Source organism: Brevibacillus sp. NRS-1366 (genome assembly GCF_050467985.1).
Genome location: NZ_JBITPN010000002.1, coordinates 122014 through 141351, shown reverse-complemented (window position 1 = coordinate 141351; position 19338 = coordinate 122014). Strand labels below are relative to the sequence as shown.

General features: G+C 47.1%; 17 protein-coding genes, 1 pseudogene and 2 riboswitches. Of the genes and pseudogenes, 5 read left to right on the top strand and 13 right to left on the bottom strand.

Annotation, left to right across the window (positions count from 1 at the left end):
- Nucleotides 1–1410, bottom strand: coding sequence for a YfcC family protein (locus ACIFQN_RS01390; RefSeq protein WP_429831405.1), 1410 nt, complete (start codon nucleotides 1408–1410; stop codon nucleotides 1–3).
- Between the two features lie 178 nt (nucleotides 1411–1588).
- Nucleotides 1589–2455, bottom strand: a complete 867-nt coding sequence (locus tag ACIFQN_RS01385; RefSeq protein WP_429831224.1) for a LysR family transcriptional regulator — start codon at nucleotides 2453–2455, stop codon at nucleotides 1589–1591.
- A 213-nt stretch (nucleotides 2456–2668) separates the two neighbouring features.
- On the opposite strand from ACIFQN_RS01385, the gene ACIFQN_RS01380 reads away from it, so the two are divergent.
- The gene (locus ACIFQN_RS01380) at nucleotides 2669–3622 is read left to right on the top strand and encodes an ABC transporter substrate-binding protein (RefSeq protein ID WP_429831223.1); all 954 of its coding nucleotides are present in this window, start codon (nucleotides 2669–2671) and stop codon (nucleotides 3620–3622) included.
- 260 nt (nucleotides 3623–3882) lie between these two features.
- Here ACIFQN_RS01380 and ACIFQN_RS01375 read toward each other — a convergent pair whose 3' ends face one another.
- The 9 genes from ACIFQN_RS01375 to ACIFQN_RS01335 all read right to left on the bottom strand — a co-directional run bounded on the left by ACIFQN_RS01375 (nucleotide 3883) and on the right by ACIFQN_RS01335 (nucleotide 11621).
- A complete protein-coding gene (locus tag ACIFQN_RS01375) occupies nucleotides 3883–4824 on the bottom strand; it encodes a metal ABC transporter substrate-binding protein (RefSeq protein ID WP_429831222.1) in 942 nt (313 codons plus the stop codon).
- Between the two features lie 12 nt (nucleotides 4825–4836).
- Nucleotides 4837–5697 (bottom strand): metal ABC transporter permease, encoded by an 861-nt coding sequence (locus tag ACIFQN_RS01370; protein WP_429831404.1) that lies wholly within the window; start codon nucleotides 5695–5697, stop codon nucleotides 4837–4839.
- On the bottom strand, nucleotides 5697–6440 hold the full coding sequence (locus tag ACIFQN_RS01365; protein ID WP_429831221.1) for a metal ABC transporter ATP-binding protein: 744 nt from the start codon (nucleotides 6438–6440) through the stop codon (nucleotides 5697–5699). The genes ACIFQN_RS01370 and ACIFQN_RS01365 overlap by 1 nt, the downstream gene beginning before the upstream one ends.
- Before the next feature lie 368 nt (nucleotides 6441–6808).
- Nucleotides 6809–8059 (bottom strand): RNA-guided endonuclease InsQ/TnpB family protein, encoded by a 1251-nt coding sequence (locus ACIFQN_RS01360; RefSeq protein ID WP_429831220.1) that lies wholly within the window; start codon nucleotides 8057–8059, stop codon nucleotides 6809–6811.
- A gap of 79 nt (nucleotides 8060–8138) precedes the next feature.
- Nucleotides 8139–8444 carry a hypothetical protein gene (locus ACIFQN_RS01355; RefSeq protein WP_429831219.1) on the bottom strand — a complete coding sequence of 102 codons (306 nt, stop codon included), beginning with the start codon at nucleotides 8442–8444 and terminating at the stop codon, nucleotides 8139–8141.
- Nucleotides 8445–8462: 18 nt separating this feature from the next.
- Nucleotides 8463–9035: an MOSC domain-containing protein gene (locus ACIFQN_RS01350; RefSeq protein ID WP_429831218.1), complete on the bottom strand. Its 573-nt coding sequence runs from the start codon at nucleotides 9033–9035 to the stop codon at nucleotides 8463–8465.
- 29 nt (nucleotides 9036–9064) lie between these two features.
- Nucleotides 9065–9997 (bottom strand): alpha/beta hydrolase, encoded by a 933-nt coding sequence (locus ACIFQN_RS01345; RefSeq protein ID WP_429831217.1) that lies wholly within the window; start codon nucleotides 9995–9997, stop codon nucleotides 9065–9067.
- 42 nt (nucleotides 9998–10039) lie between these two features.
- Nucleotides 10040–11110 (bottom strand): C45 family autoproteolytic acyltransferase/hydolase, encoded by a 1071-nt coding sequence (locus ACIFQN_RS01340; protein WP_429831216.1) that lies wholly within the window; start codon nucleotides 11108–11110, stop codon nucleotides 10040–10042.
- 22 nt (nucleotides 11111–11132) lie between these two features.
- Entirely contained in the window at nucleotides 11133–11621 is a 489-nt protein-coding gene (locus tag ACIFQN_RS01335; protein WP_429831215.1) for a hypothetical protein, read from the bottom strand.
- A 54-nt stretch (nucleotides 11622–11675) separates the two neighbouring features.
- On the opposite strand from ACIFQN_RS01335, the pseudogene ACIFQN_RS01330 reads away from it, so the two are divergent.
- The 3 genes and pseudogenes from ACIFQN_RS01330 to ACIFQN_RS01320 all read left to right on the top strand — a co-directional run.
- Nucleotides 11676–11843, top strand: a pseudogene (locus tag ACIFQN_RS01330) (adenine deaminase C-terminal domain-containing protein); the annotation flags it as partial.
- A gap of 198 nt (nucleotides 11844–12041) precedes the next feature.
- Nucleotides 12042–12141: riboswitch (glycine riboswitch) on the top strand.
- A 2-nt stretch (nucleotides 12142–12143) separates the two neighbouring features.
- Nucleotides 12144–12202: riboswitch (glycine riboswitch) on the top strand.
- A 266-nt stretch (nucleotides 12203–12468) separates the two neighbouring features.
- The gene (locus ACIFQN_RS01325; RefSeq protein WP_429831214.1) at nucleotides 12469–13854 is read left to right on the top strand and encodes an amino acid permease; all 1386 of its coding nucleotides are present in this window, start codon (nucleotides 12469–12471) and stop codon (nucleotides 13852–13854) included.
- Between the two features lie 227 nt (nucleotides 13855–14081).
- Entirely contained in the window at nucleotides 14082–14954 is an 873-nt protein-coding gene (locus ACIFQN_RS01320) for a DMT family transporter (protein WP_429831213.1), read from the top strand.
- A gap of 3 nt (nucleotides 14955–14957) precedes the next feature.
- Here the strand turns inward: ACIFQN_RS01320 and ACIFQN_RS01315 are convergent, their stop codons facing one another.
- Both ACIFQN_RS01315 and ACIFQN_RS01310 read right to left on the bottom strand, forming a co-directional pair.
- Entirely contained in the window at nucleotides 14958–15833 is an 876-nt protein-coding gene (locus ACIFQN_RS01315) for a hypothetical protein (protein WP_429831212.1), read from the bottom strand.
- Nucleotides 15811–16989, bottom strand: coding sequence for a substrate-binding domain-containing protein (locus tag ACIFQN_RS01310; RefSeq protein ID WP_429831211.1), 1179 nt, complete (start codon nucleotides 16987–16989; stop codon nucleotides 15811–15813). The genes ACIFQN_RS01315 and ACIFQN_RS01310 overlap by 23 nt, the downstream gene beginning before the upstream one ends.
- Before the next feature lie 151 nt (nucleotides 16990–17140).
- On the opposite strand from ACIFQN_RS01310, the gene ACIFQN_RS01305 reads away from it, so the two are divergent.
- Complete coding sequence (locus ACIFQN_RS01305; RefSeq protein WP_429831210.1) at nucleotides 17141–19264, top strand: 5'-nucleotidase C-terminal domain-containing protein; 2124 nt, start codon at nucleotides 17141–17143, stop codon at nucleotides 19262–19264.
- Nucleotides 19265–19338: the final 74 nt, after the last annotated feature.

The window sequence follows — 19338 nt, the reverse complement described above, 5'->3', positions numbered from 1 at the left end:
TCAAAACGGTCCATAGTGCATCAGGTTTGCGATCAAGACAGCAACCAGTCCAATGGCATACTGCATCAAAATCAGCGGCAAAATCCATTTGGCCCAACGAATCCAGGGGATGCCCGCAAGTGCCAGTCCCGCCATAAAATAGCCGGAGGTCGGGTAGATGATATTTCCAATACCATCAGCCAGAGAAAAGGAGAGAACCGCCGTTTGCCGCGTGACGCCCACCAAATCGGCCAAAGGTGCCATGATCGGCATGGTCAGCGCTGCTTGTCCGCTGCCGGATGGAACAACAAAGTGGATCAAGGCTTGCAGGATAAACATTCCTCCGGCACTGAGCGTAGGCGGAATTTCATCCAGCACGCCGGCAGCATGATACAACAGCGTGTCGATGATTTGTCCATCGTTTAAGACAACCAGCGTCGCTCTAGACAGACCGATAATCAGGCAACCGGTCAACATGCCCGCTGCCCCTTTCATAAACGATTCGATCAGTTCATTGGCTGACAGGCGGCCGATAATCGTAATCACAATCGCCAAAACCACAAACAGGGCAGAAATTTCAGTAATATACCATTTGAATTGAAGCACACCGAAAATCAGAACAGCAAAGTTGAGAAGAAAGCATGTGAGGACGAGCTTGTGTGTTTTCGATAAAGGTTGATCATTCGATGGAGCGGCCGCCTCGAATGTTCCTCCTTCTCCATAAAAGCCGAGAGCATGGTTCTTCTTCACCTTCATCGCATAGCGGTAAATAAAGCTGACCGAAACGACGTACATGATGATGAACAACACAATCCGATAGCCAATGCCTGAGAAGATCGGCAATTGGGCAATTCCTTGAGCGATTCCGACTGTAAACGGATTCATGATTGCTGTTGTAAAGCCGATTGAAGCCCCGACCAGCACGATCGCCGTTCCGGTAATGACATCGAACCCGAGCGAGACGGCCAAAGGCACCAGGATCGGGATGTAAGCCAATGTTTCCTCCGCCATGCCCGTAAACGCACCTGCGAATGCAAAAAACAGCATCATGATGGGTATGAGCCATTTCTCCTTGTCACCGAGCTTTTTGGACAAGGTGCGGATGAACGCATCAACGGCACCTGTCGCCGTCAGCACTCCAAACGTTCCCCCAATGATCAAAACAAAAAAGATGATATCTCCTGCTTCTACCAGCCCTGTATGGATTGAGCTAAACAGCTGAAAGAAAGAGATAGGCGTCGAGTCTACTTGTTGGAATGAGTGTGGATCAACCACATTTCTTCCGTCTACTTCCACCCGGGCGTATTCGCCAGCAGGCACGATGTAGGTAAGGAACGTTGCGATTACCAAAACCCCAAACAGCAGAACAAAAACGTTAATCCCTTTTTTTCGGCCCGTTGATCCAACCTTGTTGTTTTGAGGCACACCGATCTCTCCTTTTTCAAAATAATTCTGTTTTTTTATAGTAGTTCATTTTGAATTTCATGAAAAATGAGTTTGTTCAATGATAACCATTAAGAAATTATTAGGTACAAACCAAAACGTGTTCTCAGACCCGAAAAAAAAGAACCTGGCTGTTAAAAGACCGAGTTCCCTTTTGCCTATACCATCACAATCGAAAGGTTGGCCATACATCCACTAAAACATCAATGAAGCTGCTGACCGTGCTGTAATCCCGCAGATCTCGCGGATAGATCAAGTGCGTCAACAGCCTTTTTGGAAAACGGTGCAGGACCTGAAGCGTTCCCAGATTTACTTCTTTTTCTATCAGGACGTCACTGATAAGGGCAATCCCTGCTTGTGACATCACTGCTCGCTTGATCGCCTCTTCGCTGCCGCATTCGATCGTAGACCGAGGGACGCAATTGATTTCATCCAGACACTCCTTAATGGTCCCTTCCAGATCATAGGAAATAAATGAATATTCCTCGAAGAGCTCCGCTGCGTTTCTCGATTTGACGATCAGCGGACTGGCTACGAGCACCAGATCCTCCTGATCAATCAAAATCTCTTCGATCCCTGGTCGATTGGCAGAACCCGCAATAATTCCAATATCGACCTGATTGGTATCGACTAGCTTGATCGTTTCCTTGCTGTTGTAACATAGCATCTTCATCTGGACCTGCGGATGGAGCTTCAAATAAATACTCAAGAGCTGTGACAAATAGTAGCTGCAGTAAAATTCGGGTGCAGCTATGCTCAAATTTCCAAAAGGCTTTTCCAGCCTGCGCAAATCCTGCTCCAGCTCCTCCAGATTTTGAAACAGCTTATCCGTATGTTTTTTCAGCAGCTTGCCCGTTGGCGTCAGAAAAGTCCTCTTTCCCACCCTGTTTAAAAGCGAGTGACCGATGTCCTTCTCCAATGCTTGAATTTGCAAGCTGATCGTCGGTTGACTGTACCGTAGCATCTCTGCTGCTTTTGTCAGATTGAGGCATTCTGCAACGACATGAAACGTCTTCAAATGGCGCAATTCCATCTATTATCACCTCAGATGCCCTCAGTCGGTTCTCCTCAGGTCGGTTTTGTCCATCGTAGAACATCTCCTGAATTCAGACAAGAAAAAGGTTGCAAGAGAACGTTTGAAAATGTTCAGAAATGCAACAGCGTCTGATAGATCGGGTAGCCTATAATTTACAGTGACGACTCGCCTTTACCGGAACCTATGAAAGTTAAGAACGGAGTGACGTGCATGTATAAACGGCTACTAACTATCCCCATGGCTGCCTTGCTCGTCCTGCTGGCAGCTTGCGGCACGGGCGGACCTGCGGGAAACACCTCTGACAATACCGCAGAGCCCAAACCGACACGATCGGTCGAGTACCTTGGTAACAGTTACAAGATCCCGGCCCGCACAAAGCAAATCGCATTCGTCGGCTCTCATGGCACGTATGAAGATGCCCTGTTGCTCGGAATCCCACCGTTTGCAGCAACGATGGATAAAAACGGTACAATCCCAACGGCATATGCGACCATCACCCAAAATGCAAAGCATCTTCCGTGGAACATCGCGGATAACATCAGCGAGCTAGCGGCCCTGCGGCCTGACGCAATCCTGACAACGGATAAAACCTCTTCAGAAGACATCCAAAAGCTGCAAAGCGCAGCAACAGTCATCCCTGTCTCCACGAGTGGTGCGCATTGGGCAGAAAATCTGCGTCTTGTGGCAGATGTCCGCGGAAGAGAAGAAAATGTTGATACGCTTATAACCAAGTTAAAGCAGAACACGCAAACCACACGTGACAAGCTCGCTTCATTCAAAGATAAACAAATCCTGACCGTATGGTTTCATGAGGGTGCCTTTTTCGTCTATCCGAAGGACGAGAGGTACAACCACCTGCTCTATACCGAATTGGCCTTTGAGGAACCAGACATTGTCGCAAAAGCAAACGAGCGCATGCCGATTACCATGGAAATTCTGACACAAACAGACCCTGACTTCCTGTTTGTCATGGTGGACAAAATCGGAGCAACTGCCGACGCAGCTGCATTCGATCAGCTGCAACAAGGCTTTCCATGGACAAACTTGAAAGCAGTAAAAACGAATCAAGCATACGTCAATGCAGTCGATCCGGTATTGGCTGGTGGCACTGTTTACAGCAACCAGCAGTTTTTGATTGCTATACAGAAACACATCCTGAAATAATCACGGCTGGCATGCATGAAAAAATGAATATGGATCATACTACCTTTATCGAGCTCGGTGGTGTGTTTTCAATCAGGCGTTAGTCTTCTAGGAGGCGATGTGCCATGGATGATTTACACGATCACCTAGTGAATAAGGGAAACCGCAACACGTAAGTAAGCTTCTAACTCAATCTGGAGGTAGATGCGTCGCACGTGATGATCGGTAACACCTCAAAACTAACGAGCTCGATGTATACCGTCTCCTTTTAGGAGGCGGTTTTATTTTTTCGTCAATCCATCGTAAATCGTTTTGATGTTCCATTCCATCATCTTGATGTACGTGTCGCCATCCTCGCCAGGTTTTCCGAGGGAGTCGGTAAAGACTGTGCCTACGATTGGCACACCCGTTTCTCTTGATACCATTTCCATGCTGCGCGGGTCGATACTTGTTTCCACAAACAAGGCAGGAATCTTTTTCTCACGGATCAAATCGACAACCTGACGGACCTGCTCGGGTGTTCCCTGATTTTCTGCATTGATTTCCCAAATATAAGCAGCGTCAAACTGGTAAGCTTCGCTGAAATATTTAAATGCACCTTCACTCGTGACCAGAACGCGCTGTTCTTTTGGAATCAAATTGTACTGCTTTACTGCTTCCTGATGCAGAGCATCCAGCTTTTCAATATACTGCTTGGCATTTTGCTCATACGCCCCCCTGTGATCAGGGTCAATTTTGATCAGTGCATCTCTGGCATTTTCCGCGTACTTGATGCCATTGCGAATGTCCAGCCAAGCATGAGGATCTTCTTCGCTTTCTTTCCCTTTTGTCGTCAAGTGTTTGGCGGCTACTCCTTCACTCATACGGAACACAGGAGCATCCTGACCTGATTTGCCTGCTGTTTGCATCAGCTTTTCAAACCATGAGTTTCCTGCTTCGAGATTCAGGCCATTGTAGAAGACAGCGTCAGCATCCGTCGTTTTTTTCACATCTGCTGGCAGTGGATCATACTCATGGGGATTCGAACCGACAGGAGCCAGGCTGTGAATCTCCACTCGATCTCCCCCCACATTTTTGACGATGTCATACAGGATCGAATACGTCGTCACGACCTGCAGCTTGTCGTTATCCGATTTTCCGGGCTCTGCCGTATTTTGTGGTGAACCACATGCTGCCATCACCGTTGAAACGAGAAACACGAGAAATAGATTCCATTTTTTCATGACGATTCTCCTTTACTTTGAAAGCTCCACTCGTTTTTGCCGAGCTCGTAATGATTTCCAGACCACCCCATGTTTGCGGGAGAAAAGAAATGCCAAGAGGAATAGCGCTGTTGCTACTAATACAATCGTGGCGCCAGAGGCCAGATTATAGGTAAAGCTGAAGTACAAGCCAATGATCGCAGAAATCATCCCGAAGCCAGCAGCCAAATAAATCATCACCCATAAGCGGTCTGTCAAAAGATAAGCGGTAGCTGCCGGTGTGATCAGCATGGCGACTACCAGAACGATTCCCACTGTTTGCAGGGAGGCTACCGTCACCATCGTCAGCAAGGTCATCAGCAAGTAATGAATGAGATTGTTGCGCAGACCGTATGCCGCCGCAATCGTAGGGTCAAAAGAAGTCAACAGCAGCTCTTTGAAGAACGCGTAGACGGTCACGATCACCACCACGCCTATGCCCACTGTTACCCACATGTCGGACGGTCGAACTGCCAGCACATTTCCGAACAAGATGTGATACAGGTCGGTACTGCTTTTTAGCATCGTAATCAAGATGATCCCCAGGGCAAAAGCCGATGTGAACAAGATCCCGATTGCCGTGTCGTTCTTGATGCGGCTGTTTTGACTCACATAGCCGATCCCAACCGCTGTGAGCACACCAGTAGCAACTGCCCCCACAAAGAAATTGATCCCAAAGGCATAAGACAGGGCAACACCCGGCAAAACAGCGTGAGAGATTGCGTCCCCCATCAAGGACATGCCCCGCAAGATGATGAAACTGCCGATTACCCCGCAAATAATCCCGACCACCACGGATGTAAACAACGCTTTTTGCAAAAACTCATACTGCCCAATGGCTTGTAAAAATTCCATCACGCATGCACCTCCGCTTTCTCGAGAAACTGAAGCTGATGGGCGTAAGCTTTGGACATGACCTCTCGATTCAATACTTCCTGAACAGCCCCAAACTTGATTAATTCTTTGTTCAGCAAAAGAAGCTGGTCGAAATAGGTATTCGCTTTACTCAAGTCGTGATGGACGACCACAATCGTTTTGTCCTCCATCTGCAGCTCTTTCAAAATGTGGATAATGGTCTCCTCACTAGCCACATCAATCCCTACAAACGGCTCGTCCAAAAGCAGCAATTCCGGTTTTTGCGCCAAGGCTCGCGCCAGGAATACACGCTGCTGCTGGCCGCCGGACAATTCCCCGATCTGCCTGTCGCGATATTCTTCCAAACCGACTTTTCGCAAACACTCTAGCGCCCATGCCTTTTCCTTCTTCTTCGGAAATTTGAATAATCCGACATGCGGATACGTTCCGATCAGGACCGTATCCATCACCGTAATCGGAAACGTCCAATCAATCTGGCTGCGCTGCGGTACATATGCGATCTTCTTCCTGACTTCGTTCGTTTCTTTTCCGTGAAAGCGAATCTCGCCCTTATCGCTTGGAATCAACCCCAGCATTGCCTTAATCAAGGTCGATTTCCCTGCGCCATTGGGACCAATAATTCCTACCATGCTCCCCTGTTCGATGGAAAATGAGACATCCCGAACGACTTCGTTTCCAAAGTAGGAGACGTGAAGCTCTCTGACTGCAATAGCATGATCCATGAGATTCCCTCCAGAATAACTATACATGTATGCTCAAGCACAACACTGTGGTTTTTAACCAATAATATTCACTACAGTAAAATAATATGCCTGTGTGTAAAAATGTTTCCCTAATGCAAAAATATCCGATTCCCCTGTTTCTGTCAATATTCATTTTCATTGATAAATACAAACAAGAAAGCACAGCCCTCGTTTCAAAGAGCTGTGCTTCGCTATTTTTTTCATTCAAATCTTTCTTTCGTGCATGATTGCTTTATTTCGAATTCACCCTCGATGGTAAATCCTTTCCAACGCTTGAGGACAAACTTGAAGGCTCCCGCCACCTTCTCTTACGCTTAGAGGTGGGGGATTCAAACGTTCCAAGTCGTCTAGGAGACGAGGATACGTTTCGGATGCTTCAAGCACCCATTATCCCTTGCTGAACGAATCAGATCAGGACTACCTTTCTGGTTTACGTATTTTCGTAGGATGTTCAGACTTCCGTTGATATCCGCATTCACTCGTAAGCCGGAATTCGTTACGAAAAGTCCGCGATGGATTCTCCTTTTGGGGTCGTACGTTTTCTTTGAAATCTTCTCTTCGTCCAGCGCGGAGCAACCACTGGTGAAGGCTTCATTCTGTTTCCTTACTCTGATGCGAAAGAGCTGTGCCTTATAGATGATGAGATCAACCAATCGTGCATGTGGAATCTGGACAAACGATTTGACCGGGTTTTCTTGTTTAATGTCTTTCATATCGCCTATTACGATGGTATGGCACTGATGCTTTATGGCCAGATCCATTATTTTTCGACTCGCTTGATGTAGAAAATTGTGGATATAGCGATTCCTCTTCCCTTGCAAAGAACGAATCCGGTACGTACGAACAAATCCCTCGCTCTTTCCCGTTTGTTTCATCGCAATCGAAGTAAGGCGAGCGATCTCTTTGTTGTAGTAGCTGTTTTTGCTCTTTAGCGGCTTCCCGTTGATCAGATAACTGTCTTCGCCTTCCAAGAACGTGAGTGCAGCCAAATTATTTACTCCAAGGTCAATGGACATGATGTTGCTGAAGTGTTCCGGGAGTTCTTGTTCCTCTTTTTTGTAAATGATCACCATCTCCCATGTACGAAAGACTTGCCGCCACTGAAAACGAATTTGTTGAAGGGTGGTTACGTCAACGGGCATGTTGTCAGGATCGATGACAACATCCAAACTGTCAACCTGATGACGTTCCTGCATCTTTTTCGCCAGCGACAGCTTAAGCAAGTTCCCTTGTACACGAATGGCGAGATTGGTGAATATGATTTCGTTTTTGTGATACTGAATATGCTTATATTTGGGAGGTTGAGGCACACCTTTGTATTTATGGGGATTCTTCTGATAGTCTTTGCTGGAAGCAAAAAAACTCTTCCAGTTCTGTTCTACCATCTTCAAACAGTGCTGATAGGTATGCGAATGGAGGTACTCCCGGTGCCAATTGGACCTTAGTTCCTTTTCCAGTTTTACGTAGGAACGAAATCCCTCTTCCCGACAAAGGTGGTTGGCGATGTTATTGAGCTTGGTTGTATGAAAGGCCAAATCCTCCAAAAGAAAGCGTTGTTTCTCGCTGATTCGTGGAATCCATTTATAGGTCAGCTTCATTTTCGTATCACCTCCTTATTCCTCATTTTACCACACGATAGGAAACGTATGTTCTAGAAGCAAAAAAACCGCATTCATCTCACCACCTATAGAGGTGGGAGTCTTCTGCGGTTAAATAGATAAACGGGAAGTACGAAATCAAACTGAACATCAAAGCTGAGAATGCATACATCATTGGGACAGCCAGAGCCATCAGAAGACCTGCAGGCATCCCTGTCAGATTCAGATTTACGATCTGCGCTTCGGCACTTTCTACGCTCCCTACCGCGACACTGAACAAAAAGCGAATGATTCCATCCACAATCCCGATCGAAAGCGCTGCTAGCACGCACAGCTTTATGTAGGAAGAAATTTTGATGTATTTGATGGTGAGGTGCGTTTTCATTGGTAATGACTCCGTGGCTTACTGCATCGGATTCGTAAAGTTATTCACCAGAATCTGAGCCTGGTCCCCTTGCTTGATCGTTCCCGGACATTCGACAGCACAGACAATCCCTCTTCGCTTAAATGCGGCTTTCACGAACCGTGCGGCCAATTTCGGATGCACCTGTTCATCATGATTTTTTTGGATTTCTTCTCCCGGATGAACGCACGGGAGATTCTCTCCCATACAGATAAGCCCCGCTCCACCAGGCAATAAAATGCGAGAGCCCATCGTCAGGCTTGTCAAATCTGGAAAACCGCTTATCAACAGGTTCGCCCCTAGCCATTCGGGCAAGATAAACGGAACCCGTAAGTTTTCAGCGATAATGGCACAATCCTCTTGTGACACAACCGTGATTTGGCGGCGATTCAAGATTTCTGTTCCGCGCGGATACATCGTTTGACGGGAGTCCGCCCCGAAGGTCACGCCAAAATGCCGGTCGCCCGGAATGCCTCCGAATTCCAGCTTCGTCTCTGGGATACGGCGTGTGACGAATGTATCGGGATTGTCTGCAATGAGTATGGCTTCAATGGATGCAGCGTGTGCTTTCATGGGATCCTCCCTCTTTTTGTGATTGATGCTTATGTTCCAAATACCTGCCGCAATTGTTCAGAAATCTCTTCCAGAGCCTTCTTGCTCTCTTCTACTTCACCTGAATAATTGAGAAAACTGTGGACCATACCCTGATATCGTATGCCGGTCACAGGTACACCAAATGAACGCAGTCTGTCGGCATACTCCTCCCCTTCATCTCGGAGCGGATCGTACTCAGCTGTTATGACCAGGGCAGGCGGCAAGTTGCTTAAATCCGGAGCAAACAGGGGCGAGGCAAGAGGGTGTTTCTCCTGGTCTCTTTCTAAATAATGCTCCTTGAACCACTTCATTTCATCTATCGTCAAATTGTTGGAATGTCCATGCTCTTCGTAGGAAGGGGTAGCAAAGTCAAATCGGACAACCGGATAGATGAGCAGTTGAAACACGAGAGACGGACCACCTGTATCCCGTGCAAGCTGAGAGACGACCGTTGCCAGATTTCCACCCGCGCTTTCTCCCCCTACAGCCAATCTCGCATGATCTCCGTTCAACCTCGCTGCATTTTCTGCTACCCAGTTGACGGTGAAAGAAGCATCCTCAACGGCCGCGGGAAATTTATGCTCTGGGGCTAACCGGTAGGCGACAGAGACGACCAGGCATTTTGCCTTGTCTGAAAAGAATCGGCACATCCGATCGACCATTTCCAAATCGCCCAGTACAAACCCACCGCCGTGAAAGAAGACGAGGATCGGAAATGGTCCGGTCCCCGCCGGTGTATAGATTCGAAGAGGAATCCCTCCATCCGGACTGACTATTTCGACATCTTCCACCGAAGCAACGGATGAAACGATTTCGTTTATACTCGCTCTGGAAGCTGCTAATGCCCTGCGTGCTTCCTCTGGAGACAGCTTATACAATGGCTCACCGCCAGCTCTCTCCAGCCTTTGCAACAAGTCCTTCACTTGCGGATCAATCGGCACCCTAGTCTCTCCTCTCATTGTAACATGAAATGCTTCCTTTTATTAGGAGGAAAAAGAGTAGCACTTGTACTCGTATTGATTAGGAGGACCAATCGCGATCCATAGCTGTCCTTTGGTTGGTTCGGCAATGACCGAGGCAAAAGTAATGGAATCCGTTCCATCGTCACCGGGCATTCTGCACAGTGGATACGGCTCGCTTCCACGATCACGCAAAATGTTCTGCATCGCCTGCGCATCCAACTGGCCATGGTGGCCCTCCAGCAGGCTGCGCATACGAGCATAGCGTGTCTGCGAATTGTCCAGATGAGCTCCTGTCAGTCTCTCCTCTGCCATAAGCTCCTGACCGATGTAGTGGTTGGAATGCGCCAACAGCCCATGAGACGGCTCGATGAGCATATCGCGAGTCGGTGTTGTTTCCAAATCAGCTGCGTTCCCTTTTTTATCCAGCATGATCAAATTGCGAGAAGATGCGCGGTGAACACTGCGTACCAGGGCAATCGCTTCCGGGACTGTCTCTTTGGTCAATGCCAATCTAGAGAGAAGATAACGCGGAAACCCGACTCTCCACCCGTCGCACGTGAGAAAATTAGCAAAAACACCAAGTCCGTGCTTATTGATGCCGATGTACGAAATCTGGCCTGCCGGAGTGAGCATCAGACATGTGTGACCATTGTCGGGTACAAATTCAGCGACAATCCCGATTTCAGAGTAAAAATTCGGCAGATCAGCATTTTGTCCAATCAGGGGTGTACCATCTGCTGTCGCTTCCGTCTGAATCGCGAAGGTCGTGCATTCGTCATTGGAATCAAATTCGTTGTAAAGCTCTGCCCGGAGTTGAAGCAAGTAAGCCTCTCCAAGGGTGAGGCCAGTGCTCTCCGAGAGTCCTTGGATTTCTTCATCAAAGTAGGGGGCGTATTTCATTACGTATTCCCTGTAATGCAGGGCTGCCTCTTCCAATGCCCCTATGGACGGGATCTTCACCTTGGATTCCAGACGTGCCAATGCATAATCACGATGCTTTCGTATCAAGTCCGCGCAAGCCTCGCCATACTGTCTGCCGATTTCACGATGGGTGCCTTCAAACCGATAAAACGGAAAGGTTTTTTGATTCATGCTTATACTCCTCCTTGGGCTTTCATCGACCATTATCTTTTGATTTTGCTAGAACGTGGGTAAAGAAATCTTTTACTTCTGCTAGAACCTTGCCCCCATCGTGAGCAACGCCAGGAACTACATCATAGCGAACACGAATGCCTTCCCGTTCAAAATTGTCTCTCAGGGCGCCGAGTCGCGCAAGCCGTGTCTGACCATACGCATCCGTCCCTTCCATCCAATGGGCGGAGGCTTTATTGTTGATCTCCCATGTTTCGTTGTCTTCGCTGCCAATGACCATCTGCACAAAAACGCGCCGCATCTCCTCAAGAGACAGCTTTTTGCCAAACACTTCCTCCAAATCTTTCGTCCCCACATAAAACGGTTTGGATGAATCCAGATAAGTAATGATGCCAGGCGCGCCAATCGAAACTCCCAAAAGACGCTCGGGGTGCAAATAGTAGAAGCGATGGGCAAAATGGCCGCCCCCGGAAAAACCGAAAAGCAGGAATCGCTCTTTTTTGATGCGCACCTTTTCGGAAAGCTGATCGATCATCGAAAGTAAAATGTGATCAAAGCGTATGTCATGGAGATTAGCCGCGCGCTCGCTCAGGCAGGCTGCACGATGAATTACGCCTTCATGACGTTGTCACTGCTCGCCCTGGTCGTCATCCCTACGCTACATATTTCCGATACGGGATTGATTCGGATCTCCGATGAGGGCTTTGAACAGGTCTCGCTTTTTGTAGAATAAGGATGGATTGTTATAGGGAACGTTTAGGCAGCAAAGACTTTTGTCTATGCTGCTTTTTCTTTTCGTTTAGCTGTAAGTTTAAATAGATAATGAATCATTTTTCGAATAGTTATTTAATTCACAATTTTTAATTGACAAGCTCCTTGCGAGAAATTAATATGTAAGAGACGCATATGAACTCCATAACTGCATAAGCGGATGAATATTGCGGGAGAGACTAAACACATCGTTTAGCACCGAAGGAGCAAACCCTGATCATTAGGGCAAATCTCTCAGGTAAAAGGACCGCAATAGGACGCATCTCTGGAGAGAGCCACTGGCCACCAAAGGAGTTATACTCTCAGGTAAAAGGACAGAGAAAAATAGGAGCATCCCTATTTTTCAATGCCTTTTTTTATTGGCGAAAAATAGGAACCATAAAATCAGAAAGGAGGGAATTCAGCGTAGATTGAACAAAATGTTTATTATTTTCAAAAATGTAAGCGTTTTTACCAATAAAAAACGGACGGTAAAATAACTTTTATTGGAAATTTAATTTGCAATTATTTGATTTATATTTATTATTAACATATATCAAATCAATGAAATTGCAAAGTGTTTAGAAAAGTTGAAAGTGGGGGATCATATGCAAGACCAAAAACTAGATAGAGGTCTAAAAAACAGGCACGTCCAATTAATCGCGATTGGCGGAGCCATCGGAACGGGGTTATTCCTCGGTGCGGGAAAATCGATCCATTTAGCAGGACCCTCTATTCTATTTGCATACTTGATTACAGGCGTCATTTGCTTCTTAATCATGCGCTCACTTGGAGAACTACTCTTAAGCAATCTAAACTATCATACTTTTGTAGACTTTGTCAGAGATTATTTAGGCAATATGGCGGCATTTATTACCGGATGGACTTACTGGTTTTGCTGGATTTCCATCGCCATGGCCGACCTGACGGCAGTTGGTCTCTACACGCAGTATTGGCTCCCTGGAGTACCGCAGTGGATGCCTGGATTAATTGCGCTTGTCATTTTGCTCATTATGAATCTAGCAACCGTAAAGCTTTTTGGCGAAATGGAATTCTGGTTCGCTTTAGTTAAAGTCATCGCCATTCTAGCATTGATCGTGATCGGTGTTTTCATGATTATAAAAGGCTTTTCCACGAATTCAGGCGCATCGAGCTTCTCGAATCTCTGGAACCACGGCGGCATGTTCCCGAATGGAATAAATGGATTCCTACTTTCATTCCAGATGGTCGTGTTTGCTTTTGTTGGTATCGAACTTGTAGGACTTACAGCAGGTGAAACTGAAAACCCAGAAAAAGTTATTCCGAAAGCAATCAACAACATCCCGATTCGAATCTTAATTTTCTACATTGGCGCACTGATCGTCATTATGGGCATTTATCCGTGGAACGCCATCAATCCAATGGAAAGCCCTTTCGTTCAAGTCTTCGTCGCAGTTGGTATCGCTGCAGCGGCTGGTATCGTCAATTTTGTCGTCCTGACCTCGGCAGCTTCGGCCTGTAACAGCGCCATCTTCAGTACAAGCCGGATGGTATACTCACTTGCCAAAGACAAGAATGCACCTGAGTCCTTTACAAAGCTTACCTCAGGGAAAGTACCATCCAACGCCTTGTTCTTTTCAACGGTCGTCATTCTCATTGCTGTTATTTTGAACTATGTCATGCCCGAAGGAGTATTTACACTGATCACAAGCGTCTCAACAGTCTGCTTCCTCTTTATTTGGGGAATTACGGTGATCAGCCATTTGAAATATCGCAAAACAAGACCAGATCTGGCGAAAGCGAGCAAGTTTAAATTACCGCTCTATCCCTTCTCCAATTACTTGATCCTTCTCTTCCTGGTGTTCATTCTGGTCGTGCTTGCTCTTGCAGATGATACTCGTGTTGCCTTGTTTATCACTCCGGTTTGGTTCCTTCTCTTGGTTGTGATTTACAAGCTGCGAAAGCCGGCCCCGGCCTCAAATCAAGTGGAGCAACGAAATTTAGCAGAAAATTAAAAGGCAACGTACAAGCCATCCTGTTTTCACTGATAGAAGTGAGAGCGGGGTGGTTTTTTATTTCCTCGTTCCAGCCCCAGTTGCATCTGTACCGATACAGATGCCCTTTTTCTTGATTGAAGCCTCCCCCCACTCGCTTTACTATGATGGCAAGGCGCCAGATAAAAGCATTCCATATATGTCCCGGACATCTGTTATAAAAATATTTCAAGTGAGGACTTTTGATCATGAATCAGATAAATGTTTTGCTTTTGCTCGGGATCGGGATCATTTGGGGGTCGCAATTTTTCTTTGTCGACCTCGTGATCACCTCGATTACACCGATTACGTTAGCTGCTTACAAAGCTTTACTTGGCACCCTCACACTTGCCCTTTTGCATTTGTTTGGCGGAAACAAAGAAAAGGTCCCCACAACCCTGAAAGGATGGAAATTGTTTATCTGGATTGGGATCCTCGAGGCAGTTGTCCCTTTCATCCTGATTGGGTGGGGACAGCAGTATATCAATAGCAGCACTGCTTCTATTTTGCTCGGCACCGGGCCGATTTTCACACTGATTTTTATGAAACTAGCGGCACCGCATGAAAAGCTGCCATTCAAAAAATGGTTGGGCATTATCATCGGATTTGGAGGCTTGTGCCTGCTGTTTGCCCCTACCCTGTCTTCCCTTTCTTTTGTGGGAAACATCATGGGTTATGTGGCTCTCATCGGGGCATCTATGAGCTTTGCGATTTCGCTGATTCTCATCAAGCAGCTTCCACCCGTTTCTTCCATTCTAGCGATGCGTAATGTTTTATTCGTTGCGACTATCTTATTGCTGCCGCTCGCTTTTCTATTTGAAGACCCCTTTCAAATACGCCCCAGCTGGATGCAGGTCGTATACGTGGTCATCTTGGGCGTGTTTCAAGCAGGTATCGTTTACATGCTCTACAATACGCTGATTAGACGGACAAACGCCGCTTTTGCATCGCTCACGAATTATTTGGTCCCCCTGTTCGGGATTTTATTAGGAACACTCGTACTAGATGATCAGGTAACCTGGAATGCCATCGCTGCGCTTATCATTATTTTCCTGTCACTTGCTATCAGTGAAAAAAGCTGAGCACTACCATTCTCGCGCAGAAGCGAGATTGATCTCAAATGTCTCCAAAAAAATATGCAGCAAATAGTCCGCCTCTTCTTTGCCGCCGCAATACTCTGGGGATATGGCAACCGTAATAGCATCCCACTGGCAAAGGCCCCGCAGGGCTAGCAAGGAAGCACGAATTTCCTCAAGCGGCTGCAGAGTGGGCGTCGTATCCCGAGACATGTTGAAATAATCGAGGTCGATATCTAAAATTTTGGTCTGCTGGGGGCTCCATTTGTTCGGATCCACTTCTCTTAGAAAAGAGTCCATATCCATAAACCGCTGATGCGTGTACGTACATCCTGCAGGCAGTTTGTCGATGATATTTTGACAATTCTGGTTGCGTTTATGTACCGCATCATAGCGGAGCATTGAAAGCGACAAGACCTCGTCATCCTGATGAGAGACAAACAAGGTCTTTCCGATCGTATTTCTTGCCACACCTGCCCAAATAAAATTGTCGATCTGCATGCAATCCGGCGGGCACACTTGGCCGCTCGCATAATCGTGCCCCTGGGCTACCGCCATGATTTGCTCCACACTCTTTGCCTCTAGCAAGCCCGGTACAAACACTCCATCCGGTGTATCGTCCAAATGAGCGTCCACATGCACCAGCAATGACTGCGGCTGCAGGTTTCCTTTCAGCCTCTCCATCTCCCATGCCGCAAACGCCCAATTGTGCTGCCGCATGATATACATTCGCTGCTCTGGAAAAAAGACTTTCCAATCAAAATGCTCAAACCACTCCAAGCTGCCACCCTCCGATGCCTTCTCTTTTCTATCTTTCCCATTGTAGTTCAAGCAGACTGGCTTCAACCACTCCCATGCCCGCTTATTTCGTTTTCGCAGCGGCAACAGGCGTATACCCTGTCTCCTCCACAAGGGATTGCCCTTGCCCTGACAAAATCCATTCGATCAATCGCGATACATTCGGGTTGGTGCTGCCCGCTGTGACAGCGTAAAATTCTGCTGCTAAAGGATACTCTTTGTTCACGATTGTGCTTTTGTCAGGCATAACCCCGTCTACCTCCAGCAGTCGGATATTCCCATTTTTCACCATCTCGGTAGCAAAGAACAAGAACGAATACCCGATCGCATTGTTGTAATTTTTGTAGTTGGACGTTCTTTCGATAATGCCTCCCATCCCGCTCACCACGTCGTCTTGAGGGGGTGTCATGAGTTCTTGGCCTGCCATGACCTTTTGGAGCATGGTCTGGCTTCCGCTGTTTTCGGGACGTTGAAAGGCGCGAATTTGTTCATTCTGGCCGCCTACCTCCTGCCAATTCGTAATCTGCCCGGAATAAATCTTTTGGATTTGCTCTGTTGACAGTCCTTTCACCGGATTGGCAGCATTCACAAAAAACACGAAGGCCTCCCGTCCGATGGGCGTCAGCTTCAGCTCCACACCCTGTCTTTTAGCGTCGTTTAGCTGCTGCTTTGATGGGGCGGCGACGAAAATGATGTCAGCCTTACCCTCTATCAGATTTTCATAAGCTCTGGGAGTCGTATTCCCCATCACTTCTCCCTCGTATTGGTCGTATTGCTTTTTGGGGTAAACAGCTTGGGCAAACGAGGCATACAATGGATATAGTGCGGTCGCACCGTCTAATCTGGGCAGATCGGAATCCAGCTTGAGAGTGGAAGGCTGGTCTAGTTTTACTGCTTTTGTATTTTCACCAAAGGGTCGGTACTCCTCTAAATCAAAGTCTTGCTCACTAACCGTCGGGATACTGTTTACATAGGCTTCCTTGATCTCAAAGCCAATAACAGCCAAGGTAGCGAGAATAAAAAATACAGCCAGGGAACGATTCAAAATACGCGCAATCGTCGGCGCGAATATACGCAGAACCGTAAAAACGACCAGTACCCCGGTGACCACGATCGTGAGTGGCGTATAAAACTTCGTTCCGGTAGAAAATAACGAAAAAACTAGCACCGCGAAGCCCACAAACGCCAGAAGAACAAATGCAATTATACATCCTATGATTTTTCCTATCAGATTTTCATTCATCGGTATCCTCCTGAAAATATCAGATCGACTACATTTTTTTCACGAAAGTGGTAAATCTTTCGTTATGTTTCTCTTTATATATGTCCATTGTTTCTTCCTTTTCTTTATAATGGAAATGATGCACAAATCTAATTCCATTAGGAGGAACTTCATGAGGCAAGGAAAACACATCAGTCTGCTCTTATCCTTTTTGCTCTTGTTTTCAACGCTGTTTGCCAGTGCAGCTGCCGCCCAAACCTATACGGTGAAAAAAGGGGACAACCTGTGGCGAATTTCGAGAAACCACAAAACGACAGTCACAGCCATGCAAAAGCTCAATCAACTGCCCAATGTAAACTACTTACGCATTGGCCAAACCTTGCAGCTACCGGACAGTGCAGCTTCTTCTGCTCCTGTAGCGAAGCCGGCACCTGTTGCCTCGCCAGCAAGCTCGAAGCCAGTAGCACCCGTTGCCGCTGCACCTAAACCATCGGCACCAGCGACTCCTGCAGTACCAGCACCTGTAACACCTGCGACACCAATACCTGTGGCCCCGACCACCCCAGCTCCAACCGTAACAAATGAGGCAGATACAACCACGATCACCATCCTGGGAACATCGGATGTTCACGGCAACCTTTATGGATACGTGTATGAGGATGGTAAAGAAACGACAAACAGCGGCTTGGCTCGAGTCTCTACCTATGTAAATGAAGTGAAGCAATCATCTCCACATGTGCTGCTCGTAGACAACGGAGATACTTACCAGGGTAATATTTTGACAGATGATATTTACAGAAAAAAACCTGAGGTAATTCACCCTGTATCGGCAGCCATGAATGCGATGAACTACAATGCCATGATTCTGGGAAATCATGAATTCAATTTTGGGCTAGATCTGATTCGCCGAGTTGAAAAAGAAGTCAAATTCCCTGTGCTTGGAGCGAATATTACTACCAAAGATGGGAAGCCATTTGTAAAACCGTACACCATCGTCAGTGTAGACGGTCTCAAAGTAGGAATCATCGGGGTAACGACACCGAACGTTCCGCGCTGGGATGGCGAAAAGGTAGATAGTCTCTCTTTCCAGCACATGGGCGAAACCGTGAAGAAGTACGCAAAAGAGTTGAGAGAAGTTGAAAAAGTAGACGTCCTCCTCGCGAGTGCTCACTCTGGCATGATTGCTGAGTTTGACGAAGACGGTGGATCAGATGCGGCAGCCAAGATCATTGAAATGGTCCCTGATCTGGACGCCCTCCTCGTAGGTCATATGCATATTATCGTAAAAGACCAAGTGGGCCAAACAGTCGTTGGCGGTCCTCGCAACCTCGGACGGGATGTCGTACGCTTTGATCTGACGGTGAAAAAAGAAGCCGGGAGCGCATCGGTTGTAGATCGGAAGGTCGAAGTAGTCGATATGGCTGGGTACGAGCCTGATCAAAAAATCAGAGACATGATCAAAGACGCCCATGAAGCAACGATTTCCTTCATTGCGGGTGGCGGCAGTGCCGGCGAGGCAGGCTCCAGCGGCGGTCTATTTGGACAAGCAACCGCGGACTTCCAGCCAGAAAATGAAATCAACGGAATCCCTGAAGGCAAGCTGAGAGACACAGCAGTCGTCGATTTAATCAATAAAGTGCAGCTGAAAGCAACTGGCGCAGACGTTTCAGCCGCAGCGCTGTTTAAAGATACTTCCAATCTGAAAAAGGGAGATATCACCTACGCCAATATTTTCGACATCTACAAATTCGATAACACCTTATATACAGTGAAAGTAACCGGAAAAGAATTGAAAGCCTATATGGAATGGTCGGCAAGCCACTATAATCAGTGGAAGGAAGGCGATATTTCCATCAGCTTCAATCCAGAGGTGCCTGGCTATCTATATGACATGTTTGCAGGTGTCGATTATAAGATTGATCTGTCTAAACCAGCGGGTCAACGAATGGTAGATGTTATGTACAAAGGAAAGCCATTGTCGGATACAGAAGAGCTGAAGCTCGCCGTCAATAACTACCGCTACAGCAGCGGACTCAAAGCACTCAAGCTCGTGAGCGGAAATCGCGACTGGGAATCCCCGCGCAGCATTCGCGACTACCTGGTCGAGTACATTCAAGAACAAAAGGTGATCTCCCCGGAAGTCGACAACAACTGGGAAATCATCGGCGTGGACTTAAATAGTCCTTACCGCGATGAAGTGATTAAGCTCGTGAACAATGGCAAGATTGAAGTGCCGTATGCGAAATCGTTGAATGTAAACGAGCTCTTGAAGGGAGGTATTATTCAAGCAAAATAAGTGAGGCACTTCAAATGTATGCGCCCTATTTTCACAGCGATTTGTGAGAATGGGGCGCTGTTTCTTCAATCCCT